At 36.4% G+C, this 21631-nt stretch carries 19 protein-coding genes; 12 read left to right on the top strand and 7 right to left on the bottom strand.

All coding sequences use genetic code 11. The features are described 5' to 3' along the window. The first annotated feature begins 24 nt into the window (after window positions 1-24). The 6 genes from QWY78_RS13875 (at window position 25) to QWY78_RS13850 (ending at window position 6041) form a co-directional block, all read left to right on the top strand. Entirely contained in the window at window positions 25-726 is a 702-nt protein-coding gene (locus QWY78_RS13875) for a GIN domain-containing protein (protein ID WP_290220837.1), read from the top strand. Window positions 727-780: 54 nt separating this feature from the next. Further along, window positions 781-2526, top strand: a complete 1746-nt coding sequence (locus tag QWY78_RS13870) for a phospho-sugar mutase (RefSeq protein WP_290220834.1) — start codon at window positions 781-783, stop codon at window positions 2524-2526. 89 nt (window positions 2527-2615) lie between these two features. Continuing rightward, the gene (locus QWY78_RS13865) at window positions 2616-3869 is read left to right on the top strand and encodes a pyridoxal phosphate-dependent aminotransferase (RefSeq protein WP_290220832.1); all 1254 of its coding nucleotides are present in this window, start codon (window positions 2616-2618) and stop codon (window positions 3867-3869) included. A gap of 15 nt (window positions 3870-3884) precedes the next feature. After that, a complete protein-coding gene (gene kdsB / locus QWY78_RS13860; protein WP_290220830.1) occupies window positions 3885-4625 on the top strand; it encodes a 3-deoxy-manno-octulosonate cytidylyltransferase in 741 nt (246 codons plus the stop codon). 169 nt (window positions 4626-4794) lie between these two features. Next, the gene (locus QWY78_RS13855) at window positions 4795-5457 is read left to right on the top strand and encodes a histidine kinase (RefSeq protein WP_290220828.1); all 663 of its coding nucleotides are present in this window, start codon (window positions 4795-4797) and stop codon (window positions 5455-5457) included. 5 nt (window positions 5458-5462) lie between these two features. After that, window positions 5463-6041 (top strand): glutathione peroxidase, encoded by a 579-nt coding sequence (locus tag QWY78_RS13850; protein ID WP_290220826.1) that lies wholly within the window; start codon window positions 5463-5465, stop codon window positions 6039-6041. A 192-nt stretch (window positions 6042-6233) separates the two neighbouring features. Here the strand turns inward: QWY78_RS13850 and QWY78_RS13845 are convergent, their stop codons facing one another. The 3 genes from QWY78_RS13845 to QWY78_RS13835 form a co-directional block, all read right to left on the bottom strand. After that, window positions 6234-7688: an LptF/LptG family permease gene (locus QWY78_RS13845; RefSeq protein ID WP_290220824.1), complete on the bottom strand. Its 1455-nt coding sequence runs from the start codon at window positions 7686-7688 to the stop codon at window positions 6234-6236. A gap of 73 nt (window positions 7689-7761) precedes the next feature. Further along, window positions 7762-8409 carry an outer membrane lipoprotein periplasmic chaperone LolA1 gene (lolA1, locus tag QWY78_RS13840; RefSeq protein ID WP_290220822.1) on the bottom strand — a complete coding sequence of 216 codons (648 nt, stop codon included), beginning with the start codon at window positions 8407-8409 and terminating at the stop codon, window positions 7762-7764. A 124-nt stretch (window positions 8410-8533) separates the two neighbouring features. Continuing rightward, window positions 8534-10987 carry an FtsK/SpoIIIE family DNA translocase gene (locus QWY78_RS13835; RefSeq protein ID WP_290220820.1) on the bottom strand — a complete coding sequence of 818 codons (2454 nt, stop codon included), beginning with the start codon at window positions 10985-10987 and terminating at the stop codon, window positions 8534-8536. 236 nt (window positions 10988-11223) lie between these two features. Here QWY78_RS13835 and QWY78_RS13830 point away from each other — a divergent pair, with 236 nt between their 5' ends. Further along, window positions 11224-11457, top strand: a complete 234-nt coding sequence (locus tag QWY78_RS13830; protein ID WP_290220818.1) for a hypothetical protein — start codon at window positions 11224-11226, stop codon at window positions 11455-11457. A gap of 76 nt (window positions 11458-11533) precedes the next feature. Beyond that, on the top strand, window positions 11534-11827 hold the full coding sequence (locus tag QWY78_RS13825; protein ID WP_290220816.1) for a hypothetical protein: 294 nt from the start codon (window positions 11534-11536) through the stop codon (window positions 11825-11827). Between the two features lie 70 nt (window positions 11828-11897). Here QWY78_RS13825 and QWY78_RS13820 read toward each other — a convergent pair whose 3' ends face one another. The 4 genes from QWY78_RS13820 to QWY78_RS13805 all read right to left on the bottom strand — a co-directional run bounded on the left by QWY78_RS13820 (window position 11898) and on the right by QWY78_RS13805 (window position 15798). Next, a complete protein-coding gene (locus tag QWY78_RS13820) occupies window positions 11898-14267 on the bottom strand; it encodes a multicopper oxidase domain-containing protein (RefSeq protein ID WP_290220815.1) in 2370 nt (789 codons plus the stop codon). Next, complete coding sequence (locus QWY78_RS13815) at window positions 14257-14742, bottom strand: DUF305 domain-containing protein (protein ID WP_290220813.1); 486 nt, start codon at window positions 14740-14742, stop codon at window positions 14257-14259. Before QWY78_RS13815 ends, QWY78_RS13820 begins: the two co-directional genes overlap by 11 nt. A 111-nt stretch (window positions 14743-14853) precedes the next feature. Then, a complete protein-coding gene (locus QWY78_RS13810; protein ID WP_290220811.1) occupies window positions 14854-15324 on the bottom strand; it encodes a DUF3347 domain-containing protein in 471 nt (156 codons plus the stop codon). Window positions 15325-15420: 96 nt separating this feature from the next. Next, window positions 15421-15798: an HYC_CC_PP family protein gene (locus QWY78_RS13805; protein ID WP_290220808.1), complete on the bottom strand. Its 378-nt coding sequence runs from the start codon at window positions 15796-15798 to the stop codon at window positions 15421-15423. Between the two features lie 200 nt (window positions 15799-15998). On the opposite strand from QWY78_RS13805, the gene hutU reads away from it, so the two are divergent. The 4 genes from hutU to QWY78_RS13790 all read left to right on the top strand — a co-directional run bounded on the left by hutU (window position 15999) and on the right by QWY78_RS13790 (window position 21567). Next, entirely contained in the window at window positions 15999-17984 is a 1986-nt protein-coding gene (gene hutU, locus QWY78_RS13800) for a urocanate hydratase (RefSeq protein WP_290220924.1), read from the top strand. Window positions 17985-18164: 180 nt separating this feature from the next. Further along, a complete protein-coding gene (locus QWY78_RS14880; protein WP_353960537.1) occupies window positions 18165-18557 on the top strand; it encodes a fasciclin domain-containing protein in 393 nt (130 codons plus the stop codon). Between the two features lie 9 nt (window positions 18558-18566). Next, complete coding sequence (locus QWY78_RS14875) at window positions 18567-19115, top strand: fasciclin domain-containing protein (protein WP_353960536.1); 549 nt, start codon at window positions 18567-18569, stop codon at window positions 19113-19115. Between the two features lie 67 nt (window positions 19116-19182). Beyond that, window positions 19183-21567 (top strand): TonB-dependent receptor, encoded by a 2385-nt coding sequence (locus QWY78_RS13790; protein ID WP_290220806.1) that lies wholly within the window; start codon window positions 19183-19185, stop codon window positions 21565-21567. Window positions 21568-21631: the final 64 nt, after the last annotated feature.

Below are 21631 nucleotides of genomic sequence, written 5' to 3'. Positions count from 1 at the left end.
ATGCTGATTTGATAAAATTTAATAATGAAAAGTGTAATTTATATCGTACTTATTTTTGGTTTATTTTCTTGCGGAAAAGTTTCTCCTAACGGGGATATTGCTAGCAAAGATATCAAAGTAGAAGACTTTGTTAATCTTAATCTGGATGGTAAGTTCAGGGCTTTTTATATTAAAAGTGACAGCAGTTTTATCAATATTGAGACCTATGAAAACGTAAGCGATAATTTGAAAATTAAAGTTAAAGATCAATCGTTGACTATTTCAGAAAGTCGAGAAACTGAAGGCGTAGATTTTTACAATATTACCATTTATTCAAAATATAATTTAGAAAAAGTATCGCTGGCTAAATCAGTGGAATTAAATATCTCTAGTGAAATTAAAACCGATAATTTTCGACTTTCTTTAAAAAATAGTGCTAAATTTATTGGGTCGGTTAATTCGAGAAGAGCAGAAGTGCAAATGACAGATAAAAGCCGTGCAAATTTTTTAGGGAAAACAAAAGATGCGGTGATAAAAATTTCTGATACTGCCAGCATCATTGCTCCATATTGGCTGATTGATCATTTAAATATTGAGTCAAAAAACGGGAATTACGCAGAACTTAATGTGAAAGATTCATTAAAAGGATTCATTCAAAATTCAGCAAAACTGACTTATTATAACGAACCGATCAGTGCGGTAAAAATAGAAGAAACTGCCACTGTTATTCATGAAAAATTAGAATAAAATTGAGTTCTATGCAGCGCTGAAAACTTTAATTAGAAATAAAAAAATTTTGATATGACAACTATAGAAAAAGCAAAACTCTGGTTAACAGATACTTTCGATGAAGAAACCCAAAAAACAGTTCAGAACTGGATTGATACCAGCGCTGACGAACTAGAAGACTCTTTCTACCGTGAACTCGAATTTGGTACCGGTGGAATGCGCGGAATAATGGGCGTTGGAACAAACCGTTTAAACAAATATACCTTAGGGCAAGCCACGCAAGGTTTGGCAAATTACCTCCATCAGCAGTTTCCAAATCAAGAAAATGAAGGTTCGACGAATTCGGAGAAGAATCACATCAAAGTTGCGATTGCATATGATGTGCGCCATAACTCAAAAGAATTTGGGAAAATGTGTGCCGATGTATTAACGGCCAACGGAATTAAAGTTTTACTCTTCAAGGAACACCGCCCAACTCCCGAGCTTTCCTTCACCGTTCGAGATAAAAAATGCAACGCAGGAATTGTCTTAACAGCTTCCCATAATCCGCCTGAATATAATGGTTACAAAGTTTATTGGAATGATGGAGCCCAAATCGTACCGCCAGATGATGAAAATATTATCAAAGAAGTTTATTCTGTAAAATTCAGCGAAATTAAATTCAATGGCAATGATGATTTAATAGAATGGATTGGTCCGGAACAAGACGAGGTGTACATCGATGCCTGCATGGAAAACTCTCTCTATCAAAACGTTGGCAGAGATAATTTGAATATTGTATTCACATCAATCCACGGAACAACTTATGCGACTGTTCCACAGGCGCTTGCCAAAGCGGGCTTTAAAAAAGTTGACTTGGTTAGAGAACAAATGATTCCAAGTGGAAATTTTCCGACGGTTGCTTCACCAAATCCAGAGGAACCAGCAGCTTTAGAAATGGCAATGGATTTAGCTAGAATTACCAATGGTGATATTGTGTTGGGAACTGACCCAGATGGTGATCGATTGGGTATTGCGGTGAGAAATTTAGATGGTGAAATGCAGCTGCTTAACGGAAACCAAACCAACACCATTTTAACGTATTATATTTTAGACCAATGGAAAAAAGCGGGAAAAATTACCGGAAAAGAATTCATCGGTTCTACGATTGTAACTTCGGATATTTTCTTTGACATTGCTGAAAAATTTGGGGTAGACTGTAAAGTCGGTCTAACCGGTTTTAAATGGATTGGCAAAATGATTCGTGATTTCGAAGGAAAAGAAAAATTTATTTGTGGTGGCGAAGAAAGTTTCGGCTTTATGACCGGAGACTTCGTTCGCGACAAAGATTCTTGTGGTTCAATTTTACTGGCTTGCGAAATTGCAGCTTGGTGCAAAGCGAATGATACAACCATGTTTGAATACATGATAGAGATTTACAAAGACCTCGGAATGTATTATGAAGGACTCGTAAACGTAGTCCGAAAGGGGAGAACCGGTGCTGAAGAAATTATTCAAATGATGAAAGATTTCCGCGAAAATCCGCCAAAAGAAATCGCAGGATCAAAAGTGGCGATTGTAAAAGATTTTCAGGAGCAGACTTCTTTAAATATGATGAATCATGAAAAATCGGTGATGGATGAAATTCCAAAATCAAACGTTTTGATTTATTACACCGAAGATGGAACCAAAGTTTGCGTTCGCCCATCAGGAACCGAACCGAAAATTAAATTCTATGTTTCTGTTAAAGATCAAATTGCTTCAAAAGAAGAATTCAAAGCGAAAGCTGCAGCTTTAGGTCAGAAAATTGACCAGGTTAAATCGGATTTAAAACTGTAAATAAATAAAATAGGAAGTAAGATATTCATTTTATGATCAGAATGCGTCTTACTTCTGTTTCTTTAATGTTCATGTGCAAATACTAAAATATGAAAGTATCAAAACTGGCTGCCAATCTCGTCGGTTCCGAAATCATCAAAATAGGAAATCAAGTTAATGACCTAAAATCCCAAGGTGTTGAAATTGCCAATCTTACCATCGGTGATTTAAATTCTAATATTTATCCGATTCCGGATTTATTAAAAGAGGAAATTCAGAAAGCATACCAGCATAATTTAACCAATTATCCACCAGCAAATGGACTTTTATCTCTGCGGAAAGCCATTGCAACAGACATCAAAAATCGGTGGAATTTAGATTATTCCGAAAATGATGTTTTGGTGGCAGGTGGTTCCAGGCCGTTGATTTACGCCGCATTTAAAACAATTGTGGATCCAGCTGATAAAGTCATTTATCCTGTTCCTTCCTGGAATAATAACCATTATGCATATTTAACGGAAGCTCAGAAAATTGAAGTAGAGACTTCAGAGGAAAATAATTTTCTGCCCACCGCCGAAGATTTAAAACCTCATTTAAAAGGTGCTGTTTTAATTGCGCTTTGTTCGCCATTAAACCCTACAGGGACGATGTTTACAAAACAGCAACTCACCGATATTTGTGAAATGATTGTGGCGGAAAATAAAAACCGTCGGGAAGACGAAAAGCCGCTGTACTTGTTGTATGATCAAATTTATGCGATGCTCACTTTTGACGAAAAACATTTTGACCCGGTTTCCTTATTTCCTGAATTAAAGGAGTATACGATTTATATTGATGGAGCTTCCAAATGCTTTGCTGCGACTGGCGTTCGAGTGGGTTGGAGTTTCGGACCTTCTTTAATTATTGATAAAATGAAATCGTTGCTTGGGCATGTGGGAGCTTGGGCACCAAAACCTGAACAGGAAGCGGTTTCTGTATTACTAAACCACCCAGAAAAAGTAGATGAGTTCGTGGATCATTTTAAAGGAGAAATTGCAGAAAGCTTAACTATTCTTCACGGCGGAATTCAACATCTTAAAAATACGGGTTTCGCAGCAGATAGTATTCAGCCGATGGGCGCACTTTATTTAACGATCAAACTGGATTTTATTGGAAAAATGAAACCAGATGGAACCATAATTAATGATTCTTCCGATCTGGTTTACTATTTAATCGAAGAGGCAGGAATCGCTTTGATCCCTTTTTCCGCATTCGGTAACTCACGAGATATGCCTTGGTTCCGAGCTTCGGCAGGTGGTGTATCTCAAGATGAAATAATAAAAATGTTGCCAAGACTAGAGTTAGCATTGAAGAAATTGACTTAAAGTACATTGCAGAAGATGAAAATTATAGCCGTTATTCCCGCTCGATATGAAGCCAGCCGATTTCCCGGCAAACTCATGCAGATGTTGGACGAAAAAACCGTCATTGCAACAACCTATCAAAACGTGGTAGACACCCAATTATTTGATGAAGTATTCGTAGCCACAGATTCTGAAAGGATTTATAATGAAATCAAAAATATCGGTGGAAATGCCGTAATGACGGGCGAACACGAAACGGGTAGTGACCGAATTGCAGAAGCGGTTGCAACTATAGACTGCGATATCGTAGTGAATGTTCAGGGTGACGAACCCTTTCTTAAATTAGAACCACTAAAAAAATTGATTTCTGTTTTTAAAGATGATAAAGAAGCGCAAATTTCGCTGGCTTCTCTAAAGATTAAGTTATCTGAAATAGAGGATATTGAAAATCCAAATCATGTAAAAGTTATTACAGATCAGCAGGGTTTTGCACTTTATTTCAGCCGTTCTGTAATTCCTTATCCGCGAGAAACTTCAATCAAAGCAGAATATTATAAACATATCGGCGTTTATGCTTTTAGGAAAAAGGCTTTGCTGAATTTTGCCAAATTGAAAATGCAACCATTAGAAATTGCAGAGAAAATTGAATGTATTCGCTATTTAGAATACGGCATGAAAATTAAAATGATAGAAACCGATTTCGTAGGGGTCGGAATTGATGTGCCGGAAGATTTAGAAAAAGCCCGTTTGATTTTGAAAAACAAGAACAATTCCTAAGAAATCACTGGTAATAATATTCTTAAAATTGGTTAAATTATCGCTAAACAAAGGTGATTTTACGATCATTTCATTTCAAAAAGTATATATTTGAAAACTGTTCCAACAGCGCAGTATTTTTACCGCAATTAATTTTATAAAGACCGCATTCAACGTGTAATTTTATTATATGAAAAAAGTATTTTTAGTTTTATTAATGACAATTAGTACGATTGTTTCCGCACAAACTGCAAAAGAGATTATCGACAAAAACATAGAATTATCAGGTGGATTAACCAATTGGAAACTATTAAATTCAGTGTTGTTACAAGGCAGAGTTACTTTGGGAATTAATGATGAATACCCGATAAAAATTTACCAACAAAGACCGAATCTTACGAAAACCACCATTACCATTGATAAAAAAGAGACCGCAGTAGAAGGGTATGATGGTACGAAAGGGTATGCGATGAATTATGCGGCCAACAAAATCCAAGAATATCCGAACTATCTGGCAGAATCTTTTGATAATGATTTTATCGATTGGGAAAACAAAGGTTTTGAAGCGAAATACCTTGGCAAAGAAAAAGTAGGAGAAATCTATTGTCATAAAGTAGAGTTGACCAAAAACATCAACAAAACTTTGTACTTTTTTGATACCAAAACCTATATGCTTTTGAAAGAAGTTAAGAAAGATGAAACCTTAGAATATTCAGATTTCAAAATGGTCGGATCTTTGCTAATGCCGTACAGAATCGTGTCTGTCTCGCCTAAGAAAGATAGCGATTATGTAATGATCTTAAATAAAATAGAAACCAATAAAGTGTTTCCCGCAAATACATTTAAATTTTAGTTACGATGAAAAAATTATTTATAGCAATATTAGCTGCAGGCGCTTTTTTACAAAGTTGCAAGAACCAAAAGAATGATATTTCTCAACCTAAAACCACTCAAACAACGATGGATAAAACAATTTTTGATTATAAAGTAGAAAGTCTGGATGGGAAAGAAATCAACTTCGCTGATTTTAAAGGAAAGAAAATATTGGTGGTCAATACCGCGTCAGAATGCGGATTTACACCTCAATACGCAGATTTAGAAAAATTATCCAAAGACTATGCTGATAAATTAGTGGTGATTGGTTTTCCGGCCAATAATTTTGGTGGACAAGAACCTGGAAGCAATCAAGAAATAGGCGCTTTTTGTGAAAAAAACTTTGGTGTAACCTTTCCAATGGCAGCGAAAGTTTCAGTGAAAGGCGAAGACACTGCCCCCATTTTTAAATTTCTTACAGAAAAGGATTTAAATGGTGTTAAAAATACCACGATCCTATGGAACTTTACTAAATTCTTAATTGATGAAGATGGTAATTTAATTGATTCTTTCATCAGCACCACAAAACCTACAAGTGAATCGATTACCAAATACTTAAAGTAATTTCAATCATCTCGTGATTTAAAAAATACTAATACTTATTAAAGTTTATTGAGTCTTCAATAAACTTTTTTTGTGCTTGCACAGAAAATATTCTGGTGTAGAATGGTCTCAAATTAGGCTAAACTTTCCAGGTAGATAAAAGAAAGGATGAGAAAACCCATCCTTTAATGATGTTATAATCTATAACCACTGTTAGCGATAACGTTGATGTTCTTTATTTTTAGTAAACCTTTTAACGAGAGGCTTAAAGAATGCTCTGTACTTTTCGATATCGAAAAGTTGCGAATCGGTTAAGGCTTTATAGGTCAACCACGCACCAAAAGGGAACAAAACTATATTGGGCAGCCAAGCTGCTAAATAAGGATCCATTTTGCCCGCCCAGGCAATGTTTTCCGCGGAAAGGTTAAGGACATAAAAAAGGATAAATACAACAATCGCGATAACGACTGGCAGCCCTAAACCGCCTTTACGAATGATCGATCCTAAACTTGAGCCGATTAAAAAGAAAATCAAACACGTAACAGAATAAGAAACAATTCTTTGCTGGTGCATTACCACACGGGCAAAATAGGCATGCATATCTTTAATTTGAGAATCTTTGCCAACCGTCGCTTGTTTGATGTTTTCCAGCTTGTTGTACGCTGAATAAAGCATTTCCTGCTTCTTTTTAAGAGTAACAGTATCTACTTTTGCGGGAGCTGTTACGGTCACTTTTGATTTCGTTTTATCAATATAACTTACATAACTGTTAGTCTGACTTACCAATTCATAAGTCAGGTTACTCATGATATTATTATTGCTCTTCTTGGTTTCTTGGATGGTCGTGTTGAGTTCAATCACATTTTGGAAAGAATAGTCATCGGTAATTTTTTCGGCCTCAATCGCTTTATCAATAATTTCTGATATATTAAAATGGGAAACCAAGGTATCAAATTTAATCGCCTGATCGGGTTGTTTTAATCGGGCATTATAATCGATGCCATTCAATTGATCTTCGTAGATATGACCATTAAATAAAACCAATTTCAAATAATTAGGATTATCCGCCGGAACGAACTTCCCTTTTTCTGCAACAATAGATTGCTGGTCTTCAAATGAAGTTGCCATTTTATGAATAAAAACTCCCGTTAAATTCTCCCCATTGTCGCCGGTAATTTTATCAAATTTCACACTATAGCCTGGGAGTTGCTGAATAAATTGTCCAGGGGTAAAGTTCAGTGCAGGTTTCGTTGCAGCAATATTGTACAACATGTTCTTGGCTTTTCGTTGAAAATCGGGCACCACACTATTCGAAAAGACAAACAGAAAGGCCGAAAAGAATAGGGTAGTAATGAATAGTGGCAACATAATTCGGGTGAGGGAAATCCCAGCTGCTTTCATCGCTGCCAACTCATACCGCTCCCCAAAATCACCAAAAGTCATGATTGATGAAAGCAAAATAGTCAACGGGAGAACCAATTGAACAACAATTGCCGAGAGATAAGAAAGCAGTTTCAAAATCTCCCAATAACTCAAACCTTTACCCGTAAATTGTGCCAATCGGATCCAGATGATGTTCACCACAAAAATGAAAAACAACACACTGAATATGAAAAGAAACGGACCGAAAAAAGTTTTAATGACGTAACCGTCGAGTTTTTTTATCATGGCTCAAATTTACCAAAAAAGCCACAAAAGAAATATTTCCTTTGTGACTTTTTTTTTCGTGATGTTTTGTGGTCTAAAGTTCGGTAACAAAATAGTTTTTGTATTGTTCTTTATCAAAAGTAAACATGGTACTGCTCAACTTTTGATTTTCTTTATAATTACTGATTGCAATCACCGAAACTGCATTGTCATTAGAGAATTGCTCAATCTTAACCAACTGCTTTTTTGCAGCGTTTACAAAAAGATTGACCTCTTTAATACCATTATTTTTTGTGGGCGTTAATTTAATATAATCAGCATGTACGCCGTTCACCTTAATTTTCCCAATATATTTTACATTGTAGCCTTTTTTATATTCCTCGATATAATTAAGAGGCGAGAACATTTGTTCGCTCCCTGAGGGCTTGGCAACAGTTACTTCTTGGTCTTCTTCAGAAATGTTATAAATTTTATTTCCATCAAATATCTGCTCGGTACCCATTATTTTCAGTTTATAAAGGTCTTTGGCAGAATAAAAAATGCCGGGTTCCGTTTTGGTGACTTTCTTACCGGATCCAGTTCCGTAGACGAATTTAAAATAAACATTTTCTTTACTTTTATAATTGGTCGCCACAGCATCTAAAATTGCTTTCGCTTTTGCATCGATTTTCTGGGCAGAAAAGCTTGCAACAGCACCAACTGTAAATACTGCTAAAGCTATTTTTTTTAATACATTTTTCATTCTTTTTTTTCTTTTTTTTGGGCGCCTTTTTCCGCCTTCCGTTCCCGCTTTTTTTATAAAATTTGCCTTTGCCTTTGCAGCACAAAAAATTTATAAAAAAGAGCTCCACTCAAGTCGGGGCGCATTACTTGCGCAATTCTTCCAAAAACTGTTCCAAAGAATTTAAATCACTGATTAATACTTCTCTGGCTTTTGCACCATTGAATCCACCCACAACACCGCTGGCCTCTAACTGATCCATAATTCTTCCCGCGCGGTTATAACCCAATTTTAATTGTCGTTGTAACATCGAAGTGGAGCCTTGCTGTGTAGAAACTAATATTCTGGCAGCATCTTCGAAAAGCGCATCTTTTTCATTCGGATCAAAAGCACCCACTGTAGAGGTAGATTCTTCCGCAGAATATTCCGGAAGCATGAATGCACTCGCATAGCCTTTTTGTTCGCCAATAAATTCAGCAATTTTTTCTACTTCTGGAGTATCAACAAAAGCACATTGTAGGCGCATAATTTCATTTCCATTAAAATAAAGCATATCTCCTTTTCCGATCAATTGATCTGCACCGGGGGAATCTAAAATGGTACGTGAATCTACACTTGAAATCACCCGGAAGGCAGCTCTCGCAGGAAAATTCGCTTTAATCATACCGGTAATTACGTTAACAGACGGTCTTTGTGTTGCCACAATTAAATGAATTCCCACCGCTCTTGCCAATTGCGCCAAGCGGGCAATGGGAAGTTCTACTTCTTTTCCGGCGGTCATAATTAAATCAGCAAATTCATCAACAACCAACACGATGTAAGGTAAATACCGATGTCCGTTTTCTGGATTTAATTTCCGTTCAGAGAATTTTTTATTGTACTCTTTAATGTTTTTACAAAACGCATTTTTCAATAAATCATAACGCTGATCCATTTCAATGCAAAGGGAATTCAACGTATTAATCACTTTATGAGTATCGGTGATAATCGCATCTTCACCATCCGGCAGCTTTGCCAAATAATGTCTTTCAATTTTGGAATACAGCGAAAGTTCCACTTTCTTTGGATCTACCATGACGAATTTCAATTCACTCGGATGTTTCTTATAAAGTAAAGAAGTTAAAATCGCATTAATTCCGACTGATTTTCCTTGTCCGGTTGCTCCCGCCATCAATAGGTGAGGCATTTTGGCTAAATCTGCCATGAAAATCTCATTGGATATGGTTTTTCCAAAAACGACCGGCAAATCCATATCTGAATTTTGGAATTTCTGAGAAGCAATTACACTTCGCATCGATACCATTGATGGGTTTTTTCTTGGAACTTCAATCCCTATGGTTCCTTTCCCGGGCATTGGTGCAATTATTCTGATTCCTAAAGCAGAAAGATTTAAGGCAATATCATCTTGTAATTTCTTTATTGAAGCTACACGAATACCAGCTTCCGGAACAATTTCATATAAAGTAACCGTGGGACCAATAGTCGCTTTAATTTCAGAAATACCTACATTAAAGTTTTTAAGGAGGCCAACAATTTTATTTTTATTTTCTTCCAGTTCTTCTTTGTTTATAGAGATTTCCTCATTCCCATAATCACGCAATAAATCAATGGTTGGCATTTGAAATGTAGCCAATTCTAATTTATGATCGTAGTAGCCATGTTTTTCTACTAGTTCTTGTGATTTGCGATCGCTTTCATCAATGATATCAATTGTTTTTGCGACCTCAACTTTAAAATCAATATCATCAACTTTTGGAGTATTGGGATTCTCAATCGTAAGCGATGTAGGTTTTAAAGTCACAGCAGTGGGTAGATCTTGCTGTTCAAATGAAGTTTGATTGGGCGTTTTTATAGCTTCGATTTCGTTCGTTAGAATAACTTCTTTTGTTCGTTCAAGGGTTGAATTGGTTGCAGTCACCTTAATGTTTGGGTGCTCACTTTTCGCCAATTCTTCTAACCCTTCATCAGCTTCAAAATTTTCAGCGGATCGGGGCATCATTCCTTTTACACGGCCAATCGTATTGTCGTTCAAGTCACTTAATTTTGATTTAATACTGCTCGGACGAAGATTAAATTCTAAAATAAAATACAGTCCGATGCTTACCAAAATTACCATCCATAAGCCGGCACTGCCAATAACTGAATTCAAAAAATCCATGATTTGAAAACCGTAAACACCACTTAGAACCCCTTCACCTTGGGTGATTGCACCCATAAAAATAGGAAGCCAGCAGATAAAGAATAAAGAATGGCCAATGGTTTTCCAAGGTTTAAAATAATTTTTTTTCAGAATCATAAGTCCGAAAACAAAAAATAGAAATGCTACTAAAAAAGCCGCAATCCCGATACTTTCGAAAATAAAAATATTACCGAGCCAATCACCGATTTTCCCAAAAATATTTGATGATTTAATCGTTTTATCGAGCATAGTACCAGCCTGGCTTTGATCTGCCTTCCAGTTCATTAAATAAGAAATGAAAGAAAGAATACCAACCACCGCAATCACAAGAAATAGTATTCCGAAAAATATGCGGGGTTTAGAAAGGATTTTATTTTGTTCAACGGTTTTAGGCGTGTTTTTTTTAGTATTTTTTTCCATAATATCAATCAGGGCAAATTTAATAATAATAATTAAGAAAATTTTGTCAATGATCAAGAAAGTTAATTGTTTTTTAAGGTTAAAAATAAGATCATTTCGGTCGGTGTAAGAAGTGTTTTGAGCAAAGGTTTTCGACTCGGTTTTGTAGGATATTTTTTTTAGAAGCTCGGGAAACGCTATTGATTGCGGAATAGTATTTGTTTTAGAATAAACACAACTTTTTAAATGTAAAAATCATGGAAAACAAAGATGATAAATTGGTCGAAAACAACAGTCGAATAATTAAAATTGCCGGAGTAGATGACCGTGTACTACGAAATGAAAGTAATGATGAAAATGAAATCATCGTTAATGATCGGCCACTCAATGCAGAAAATGCAGTGCCACCAAAGGCGTGGGAAAATCAAAAAAAGGCGTATAATGATGCTTGGGAAAATAATAAAAACCAAGCAATGGAAGGTGATCTATAAAGATTTCCTTAGAAAAAAATTAAAGGATTAGAACATCTAATCTTCATGTCAACGTTAAACCTTAAAATATTTTATCATGATACCACGAGATAATACCGATGAACAGAATGAAAATTTGAAAGAAATGAACTATAGTCCGGAAAATGATATTTTTAATCAAGAAGAAGCGATATCCTTAGATGGCGATGGAAATCCTATCCTACATCCGCAACAAAATGTAGAACGGTTAGGCGATAATCTTGATGTTCCGGGCTCTTCTGCGGATGATACAATGGAAGAAATTGGGTCTGAGGATGAAGAAAATAACTTTTACAGTCGTAGTGACAACGCAGATAATCACGAAGAAATCAATGATGATCTTTTAAGCTAAGATTTATTATTATAGAAAAACCGTTTTCACCAAAAATGAAAACGGTTTTTTTGTCAGATATAAAATGATTTTAGTACCTAAAAGTTAACCCGGCACCAAAGCCAAATTCGCTATCATAGTTTGTTGAAATCGAAACCCATTTGTGGACGATATATTTCAAACCAAAATCAAATTCTTTATCAGAATTAACGGCAAAACTGCCCCGAATTCTTGGTGAGATTGGGATTCCCTCTCTACTAAATTCAAGTCGCACTTTTCCAAAGTGATCTACATTTGCATCAGCGGTGATTAAAAAAGGTAATATATACCTAAGACCAGCGATTGCTACATTCTGCTGTTCTGGCTGTACATTTTGACCAAACCAGGTGGCAGCATCATCATGGGTTTTGTTGCTTCTGAAACCTACGTAAGGCAATGCCCATTGGTATTTACCGAGAAAACGTCCGAATTTTACACTTCCTTCATAATGATCAAATTTGTAATTGCTGTGGAATTCATTACTATTCATCCAGCGTGCGCCTAGCATCGTCATGTTTTCAAAATGAAGTTTGTTTGATGAAATATCCAACATGGCTTTGGTATTCACCATTCGATTCGTGCTTAGGAATTTTTTGTAAGACGCTTCTTTGTCTGGTAATTGTGGGTTGGGTGCAGAATTTTCATAACTAAAAACCCTTCCCATGCCGGACATCATGTGATACAATATATGGCAATGGAAAAACCAATCACCATCTTGATTAGCGGCAAATTCGATCGTAACTGTTTCCATCGGTGCGATATCGACTACGTTTTTTAAAGGCGAATATTCTCCTTTTAAATTAATCAATCGGAAATCATGGCCATGAAGGTGCATGGGGTGGCGCATCATCGAGTTATTGTACATTGTAATACGAACAACTTCTCCTTTTTTTATTAAGATTTTATCCGATTCTGTGACCGTTTTGTTATCCAACGTCCATAAATAATTTCGCATGTTTCCTTCCAAAGTAAACTTGAGTTCTTTTACCTGATCTGTTGCTAAGATGGTTTTAAACGGAGATTTTAGCATATTATAATTAAGACGAACAATTTCCAGTTCAGCGGCGGAGGTATTACTAGATGTGCTGTGATCCATTTCCTTAGTATGGTCGGAATTCATAGTACTGTGATCTCTCTTTTCATCGATTTTTTTGTTGGAACCACCCATCATTTCGTTCATGTGTTCCAAGGTTTCCATTCGCTTGCTTTTGGGAATTTCGGGATACATTACTTCATTCATATCCATCATTTGATTCCCCATTTTCATGGTCATTGGTTTCATGTCGCCGCTCATTTTCATCATGCCATTCATCATTTTCATTCCTTCGAAAAGCATGAGTTTAGGCAAAGTTGGGGCTTTTATTTTTTCGCCAGAGCCTAACCAAAGTGAGGCATAACCTTGGCGGTCTTCGGAAGTCGCTCTGAATTCAAAACTTTTATTCTCTGGGATTAATACTTCAATATCATACGTCTCTGATGTTCCTATAATAAGTCGATCAACCTCCACAGGTTCAACTTCATTCCCATCATTGGCAATTACTTTTATTTTTCCACCACCGTAATTAAGCCAAAAGTAGGAAGAAGAACCACCATTGGCCACGCGTAATTTCACTCTATCACCCGCTTTAAGATGAGCATGGTTGGAAGAGGTGTTGCCATTAATTAAAAATTTGTCATAATAAACATCGCTTACATCCATGGCTTCCATTCTTTTCCATTCGTTGAGCAATTTTGTGCCGAAATGACCTGCTTTCAGAGCTTCAGAATAACTTTGAACCGTTCCTTTTTTGATGGCATACCAATCGGTTTCATCCATGTGAAGGCGACGCATGATTTGTTTCGGGTTCTCATCGGTCCATTCACCCAAAAGCACTGGGAGGTCTGCGGCAAACTCATTTGTTGGTTCACCATTGCGTTTATTAAAAACGAGAATTCCGTTCATGCCAATCTGTTCCTGAAGCCCTTCGTGAGAATGATACCAATAGGTTCCATTTTGTGAAATTTTAAATTTATACAAATGGGTTTCGCCCGGCTTCACTTCTTTCGTGGTGAGATAGGGCACCCCATCCATTTCATTGGGCAAAATAACACCGTGCCAATGCAAACCTGTATTTTCTTTCAGTTGATTATGCAAATAAATTTCCGCGGTATCACCTTCTGTAAAATACAATGTTGGTGCTTGTAGTTTACCGTTGGTAGCAATGGCCCGAACAGGTTTTCCGGTGAAATTCACTAACGTATCTTTCACAAACAAATCATACCGAACGGTTTTTCCACCAAAGGAAATAGCATCGTTATAATCACTTTTAGCTTTATCTTGAGCGGTCGCGTGCATCTCGTGGTGCTGCGAAAAAACACCGATTGAAAAAGTGGTAAAAGCTAAAAAGTAAATTTTGTAAAGTAGATTCTTATTATTTATCATTTTTTAGTCTTTTAATCATTCTTTTCATTTCTTCAATTTCTTTTCTCTGCGCAGTAATAATGCTTTCAGCGAGAATCTTAACTTCGGGATCTTTGATGTTTGCCCTTTCGCTGGTTAGAATAGCGATGGAATGATGTGGAATCATGGCTTCCATCCACAAAATATCATCTACTGTTTTTTGGGAACGAACAAGAAAAAGCGCACCAAAAAACAGAACGACACTTCCGGCAATGATGCCCGTATTCATTTTTTTGTCTTTATACATTTTGAGCATAAAAAGCAGCATCAAAACAGCCATACTGGCGATCATTAAACACGTCATATAAAAACGAGTTAAACTGAAGTACACATGATCTAATTCATAGGTATTCAGATACATCACAACATACATCACAATAAACGAGACTGCCATCATTCCAAAAAATTTTGGATACGGATTTTTATGTTCTTGAGTTTTTTCAGAAGAATTTTTCATTTTGTAAATTTTTAAAGGTTAATAAAAAACGGATATCCTCCAACCCCACAAATTCAATTCTATTTTAGCGCAAAATCACGAACTTGTGGCATTGATAGATAATCTGAAGGTTTATTTCAGTTCAGATTTTACACTTCCACAGGTTAACATGGAACTTCCGTAGTATGGATTTTTAATATTTTTTTCAGCACTTAACCAGCTGGCTTTTGCCATAGGGCAATACTGAATAAACACCGACTGATCGGCCAGTTTAAATTTTTGGGTAAGTGCGATCACGTTCTTAGAAAGGCTATTAAACGATTCCCTTTGAGCTTCTATGCTTCGACTGTCTGCAATTTTTGAAGCATCTTTTCGAAGAATGTCTAAATTCCCTTCCGACAGCACTTTATAATCAATCATGGATGCTGATTTAATAAAAGCATTCGCAGCTTTCGATGCCTCGTCTGAATTGTCGGTGACCAAAGCGTTTTTGAGCGTTAGATAATTCTGGTATAATTTTGAAACAGAAGCATCACTTTTTTGAGCAGAAATGCTTACGATTGAAAAAACAGAAAATAGGGTAGTGAAAATTAATTTTTTCATTGTAATAATTTTAGATTGTTTTAAAATAGAAATAGTCCATCGCTAAAATGGATGCAATTTTTTCTGCATTCTTAATAAAGAGTGAAGGGTTTTATTCTAAATTCTAAAATTACAGTAAGTGATAAATAAAGGGAGTTGCTCTTTATCAGGAGGCGCATTGATAAGAATAGAAAAATAATTCCGTTCTATAATTGGATGAATAAAATCCGAAAAATGCTGAAGAGGAAGAATAGCAACGACAGAAGAGAAATCTACCGCTAAAAGGTTAGCCTTTTGCGCGATATCTGTTTTAACAATTTTAATTTCCGATTTACAACAGTCATTTGCTGTAGTACGGTCACAAATGTCACAGTCATTTTCTTGAGCACCGACAGAAATAAAAATTTCATCCAAACAATAATGCAGGTTGTAAACCATTCCGGAAGAAGATCCGAAATAAAAAACAGTAAGCAATATGGCGAGAATTTTTTTCATTAATATTTATGCAAAGATAAGAAAATCAGAATTTTAAAGGTTGATATTTTGGGTTTTATGATAAATTAACAGTTTTATTACTCGCATTTGATTCGTAATCCGCCTATTTTTATTTTAATTAAAACTAAAGGGTTTTCATTTCTTTTAATTATTCAATATCTTTAGAACTTTAATTAAAAATCTGAATTCTAACCATTATGATGACTTTTCACGAACAAATACAACAGGGAATTCCCAACGAACTTCCTGCCTGTAAACCATACGATAACGCAATTAATCACGCACCAAAGCGCAAAGAAATTTTATCTGAAGAAGAGAAAAAATTGGCCCTGAAAAATGCGCTTCGTTATTTTAATCCAAAATTTCATGCAGAATTATTAATCGAATTCAAAGATGAACTGGAAACGTACGGACGGATTTATATGTATCGTTTCCGCCCAGATTATGAAATGAAAGCCCGTAATATTGACGACTATCCAGGAAAGTCGGAACAAGCAAAAGCCATTATGCTGATGATTCAAAATAATTTGGATTACGCCGTAGCGCAACATCCGCATGAACTTATAACTTATGGCGGAAATGGATCCGTTTTTCAAAATTGGGCGCAATATCTTTTGACCATGAAATACCTGTCAGAAATGACAGATGATCAAACTTTGACGATGTATTCGGGTCATCCGATGGGCTTGTTTCCCAGCCATAAAGAAGCGCCAAGGGTGGTGGTTACCAATGGGATGATGATTCCGAATTACTCTCAACCAGATGATTGGGAGAAAATGAATGCCTTGGGAGTTTCCCAATATGGCCAAATGACGGCGGGAAGCTATATGTACATCGGGCCGCAAGGCATCGTTCACGGAACCACCATTACCGTTTTGAATGCTTTTAGAAAAATAAAAAAAGATCCTAAAGGAGGCCTTTTTGTTACCTCTGGTTTGGGAGGTATGAGTGGTGCACAACCAAAAGCGGGTAATATTGCTGGATGTATCACCGTTTGTGCGGAAGTTAATCCGAAAATTACCAAAATCCGGCATGAACAAAAATGGATTGATGAAGTTCACGAGAACCTTGATGAATTGGTTATTAGAGTAAAAAAAGCAAAGAAAAATCGGGAAACTGTTTCTCTAGCCTACCTCGGAAATATTGTTGACATTTGGGAAAAATTCGACCAAGAAAATCTAACAATTGATATCGGGTCAGATCAAACTTCGCTGCATAATCCTTGGGCTGGCGGATATTATCCCGTAGGAATTTCTTTTCAAGAAGCCAATAAAATGATGGCCGAAAATCCTGATTTATTTAAAGAGAAAGTACAGGAAACTTTAAGACTTCATGCGAAAGCCATTAATAAACATACGGATAAAGGCACCTATTTTTTCGATTACGGAAATGCGTTTTTACTAGAAGCGAGCAGAGCTGGTGCCGATGTGATGGCCCAAAAACCCAGCCTTGGAAGAGAATTTAAATTCCCGAGTTATGTTCAAGATATTATGGGTCCAATGTGTTTCGATTACGGTTTTGGACCGTTCCGATGGGTTTGTGCAAGTGGCAAATCTACAGACCTCCAAAAAACAGATGAAATCGCTAGTGCGGTTTTACAAGAAATTATGAAAAATTCGCCAGCAGAAATTCAGCAACAAATGCAAGACAATATTACCTGGATTAAGGGCGCGCAGGAAAATAATCTAGTCGTAGGGTCGCAAGCCAGAATACTTTATGCAGATGCGGAAGGCCGGATAAAAATTGCTGAAGCATTTAATAAGGCAATTAACAAAGACGAAATTGGGCCAGTGATTTTGGGGAGAGATCATCATGATGTTTCAGGAACCGATTCTCCGTACCGGGAAACTTCAAATATATATGATGGTTCACGATTCACCGCAGACATGGCTATTCAGAATGTAATTGGTGACAGTTTTCGCGGTGCAACCTGGGTTTCCCTTCATAATGGCGGCGGCGTTGGCTGGGGAGAAGTTATTAATGGCGGATTCGGAATGCTGCTCGATGGTAGTGATGATGCAGACCGCAGATTAAAATCAATGCTTTTCTGGGATGTGAACAACGGTATTTCGCGACGAAGTTGGGCAAGAAACGACGGAGCAGTTTTTGCGATTAAGCGAGCCATGGAAATAGAACCCAAGCTTACCGTAACTCTACCAAATTACGTAGACGAAACGCTTTTTTAAGAAGTTTATTATTTTTTAAAATCAACTGAAATCCTGCAAAATTTGCAGGATTTCATTGTTATAAGGGATTAAGACCTATAATAGATTTTATAAATAGGATTTATTGGTAATAAATAATACTATTTTATTAAACTTAGTAAATAAACTTTCTATATTTGAAAAAACAAAAAATAAAACATTATGAAAAACATTTTTAAAATCCTTTCACTTATTCTAATAGTAGGATTTTCTGCCAGCAGTTGTAATGATAATGATGAAGAACCGGTAATGAGCCAAACCATTTACGCGATGGCTTCACGAGATGCTAATTTATCATCATTAAAAGCAGCAATTGATAAAGCGGGTTTAGCCGCAACATTAGACGGAACAGGTACATTTACAGTATTTGCGCCATCAAACGCAGCGTTTACCTCATTTTTGCAAGCCAATGGTTTTACCTCGTTGAATGATGTTCCGGCCGCTGCTTTGAAAGAAATTTTATTCAACCATGTGTTAGCGGCAAGAGTAACTTCTTCTGAAATAACCACGGGTTACGTCTCCACTTTAGCAAAAGGTGCAGCTTCATCCACTTGAAATTTAAGCATGTTCATTAGTAAAGATTCAGGTGTTAAAGTTAACGGTGTGGCAAATGTAACCACGGCTGATATTTTGGCCAGCAATGGGGTCATCCATAAAACCGATGCTGTAATTGGGTTGCCAACTATTGTAACACATGCTTTGGCAAATCCTAATTTTTCAACTTTGGTTTCTGCGCTTACCAGAAGTGATATGCCAAATTTTGTAGGAATTTTAGGCGGCACAGCGAGTTCACCTTTTACTGTATTTGCACCGACTAATGCTGCATTTGGTTCATTATTAACGGAGTTGGGAGCGAGTGGTTTAGCTGCAATTCCACAGGCCACGTTAGAAAACGTTTTGAAATATCATGTGGTCGCTGGCGCAAATGTCGCTTCAACCGATTTAACCAATAATATGTCGGTAACCACTTTTCAAGGTGGAATGTTCACCATCACAACCACCGGTGGTGCAAAAATTAAAGATGCCAATAACCGGGTTTCTAACATTGTCGCTACAGACGTACAATGTAGCAACGGAATTATTCATGCCATAGACAAATTGTTATTACCATAGTAGTTTTTTTTAGCACGATAAGCGTTCCATTTGGGGCGCTTGTCGTATTTTTACCCAAATTCTTTTTATGAAAATAAAAGCCTCTATTTTACTACTCATTCTTTCGATTTTTACTGCTGCGCAGACCGGAAGTATTAATATTAATGTCTTTGATGAGTTTACTAAAAAGCCACTTCCAGCAAACATTAAGATTTCTAAAATCAACCAAGAGTTTTCCGGAATTGGAAATATTATTATTAATGACTTACCTTCTGGAACCTATAATTTAGAAGTGGAGTCGGAAACCTATGAAATGGGATTTTTAAATGAACTTAATATTGTTCCGAATCAAAATCTTACATTTTCAATTGGTTTAAACAGGGTTGCTAAAAATATCGATGAAGTAATCATTACCAAAAAACAACACAAGACCACCGCTGAAAGCCCACTTTCCTTGCGAAATATTACCAGTGAAGAAGTTCAGAAAAATGCGGGTTCTACGCGAGATGTTTCTAAAGCAATCTTAAGTTTTCCCGGCGTTGGGAGTACCGCAACTTTTAGAAATGACTTATTTATTCGCGGAGGAAGTTCTGCTGAAAACAAATTTTATATTGATGGTATAGAAGTTCCCATTATCAACCATTTTCAAACACAGGGCGCTTCTGGTGGTCCTAGAGGTATTATCACCATTGACTTTGTAAAAGATGTTGATTTTTACAGTGGCGCTTTTCCTGCCAGTAGAAATGGTGCTTTATCTTCTTTATTTGAATTTAATTTAAAGCAAGCCAGAAAGGATAAACTCGGTTACAAAGCGGTAATTGGATTAGATGATATGCAATTAATGGCTGACGGACCGCTATCCAAAGACCAATCATGGAGCGGACTGTTTAGCGTTCGAAAATCAAATTTACAGTTGTTGTTTAAAGCAATCGGTCTACCTTTTTTGCCAAGTTATTATGATGCAACTTTTAAAATTTCTAAAAAATACCAGTCTGGTGATGAATTGTTTTTTCTGGGTTTAGGAGCCATAGACCGCTTTAAATTTAATGATAATGCAGATCCCACTTTATCCAATTTAACTTTAATCGATCAACTTCCCGTATCGCCACAGTGGAATTATACGCTTGGCGCTGGTTATCGTCATTTGGCTGAAAATGGAAACTGGCTTTTAACGATGAGTAGAAATATGCTAGATAATCAAGCCTTGAAATATTATCGAAATATCGAAATTCCTAATAATTTATTATACGACTACAAATCGCAGGAAAGCGAAAATAAAATACGTTTTGACCGTAATTTCACTTGGGTAGATTATCAATTCAGTGTTGGAACCAATTTTAATTTTTCTAAATATGATAACAATTCCACTATTAAAAATGTAACACAGAATGCCATAAATTTTGATGTAATTTTATCTGAAATTAAGGTGTTCCAATACGGAATGTATGTGCAAACAGCGAAGAAATTTTTCGCAGATCAACTTCAGGTATCGGCTGGGATTCGTTTAGATGCAAGTGATTATAACGCTAACACAAATAATCCTTTGGATCAGTTTTCACCAAGATTTTCCCTAAGCTACAAATTAAATCCAGAATTTTCCTTAAATTTTAATACCGGAATTTATTACCAACTTCCCGCGTATACCGCTTTAGGTTTTATTGAAAACGGAAACTTAACCAATAAGAATTCCTTAAGGTATATCCGTAATGCACACCTTGTTGGTGGCGTAGAGTACAACGGAAAAAATAACCTGCGCTTAACCGCGGAAGGTTACTACAAGAAATATAAAAACTATCCGTTCTCGCTAAGAAATCAAATTTCATTAGCGAATGTTGGAGGTAATTTTGGTGTTGTTGGAAATGAACCATTGGATTCCAGAGGTTATGGAGAAACTTACGGAATTGAGTTATTGGCCCAAAAAAGAACAGTTAATAATTTTTATGGCATCATGGCTTATACCTTTGGATATTCTAAATTTTCTGATGCTGCTGGTGATTTATTACCGTCTAGTTGGGATTCCCGACATATTCTAGCGGTGACTGCTGGAAAATATTTGAAGAAAAATTGGAATATAGGAGCGAGATTCAGAATGCAGTCTGGTTTGCCAGAAACGCCGTATGATTTGCAAAGAAGCGCCTTGGTTAACATTTGGAATATTGCCAATGGGCCGCTGCAGAACTTTGATCTATTGAATTCTACCCGTGGAAATCTTTCACACCAAATGGATGTACGTGCTGAGAAAAAATGGGTGTTTAAAAAATGGCAATTTTCCGCCTATTTAGATATTGTGAATGCATACGGCTCTAAAAGTCCAAGCAGGTTACCGGTTGTAAATCTGCAGCGTGATCCCAATAATAACGGTGTCATTGCCAATCCTACGGATCCACAGAATGAACAATACTATCTGTTGGAAACCGGTGAAAGTGACCGTTCAACGCCGCTTCCTTATTTTGGATTTATTTTTGAATTTTAGTGAATTCACTCCTATTTGGAGCTTCAATTTATTAGATTGTTAAAAAAAGAAATTATTGTTTGAA

Source organism: Kaistella yonginensis (assembly GCF_030409525.1).
In the GTDB taxonomy this organism is placed as follows: Bacteria; Bacteroidota; Bacteroidia; order Flavobacteriales; family Weeksellaceae; genus Kaistella; species Kaistella yonginensis.
Note: the sequence above shows the minus strand (reverse complement) of the source record. Positions and strands in the feature narration are given on the sequence as shown.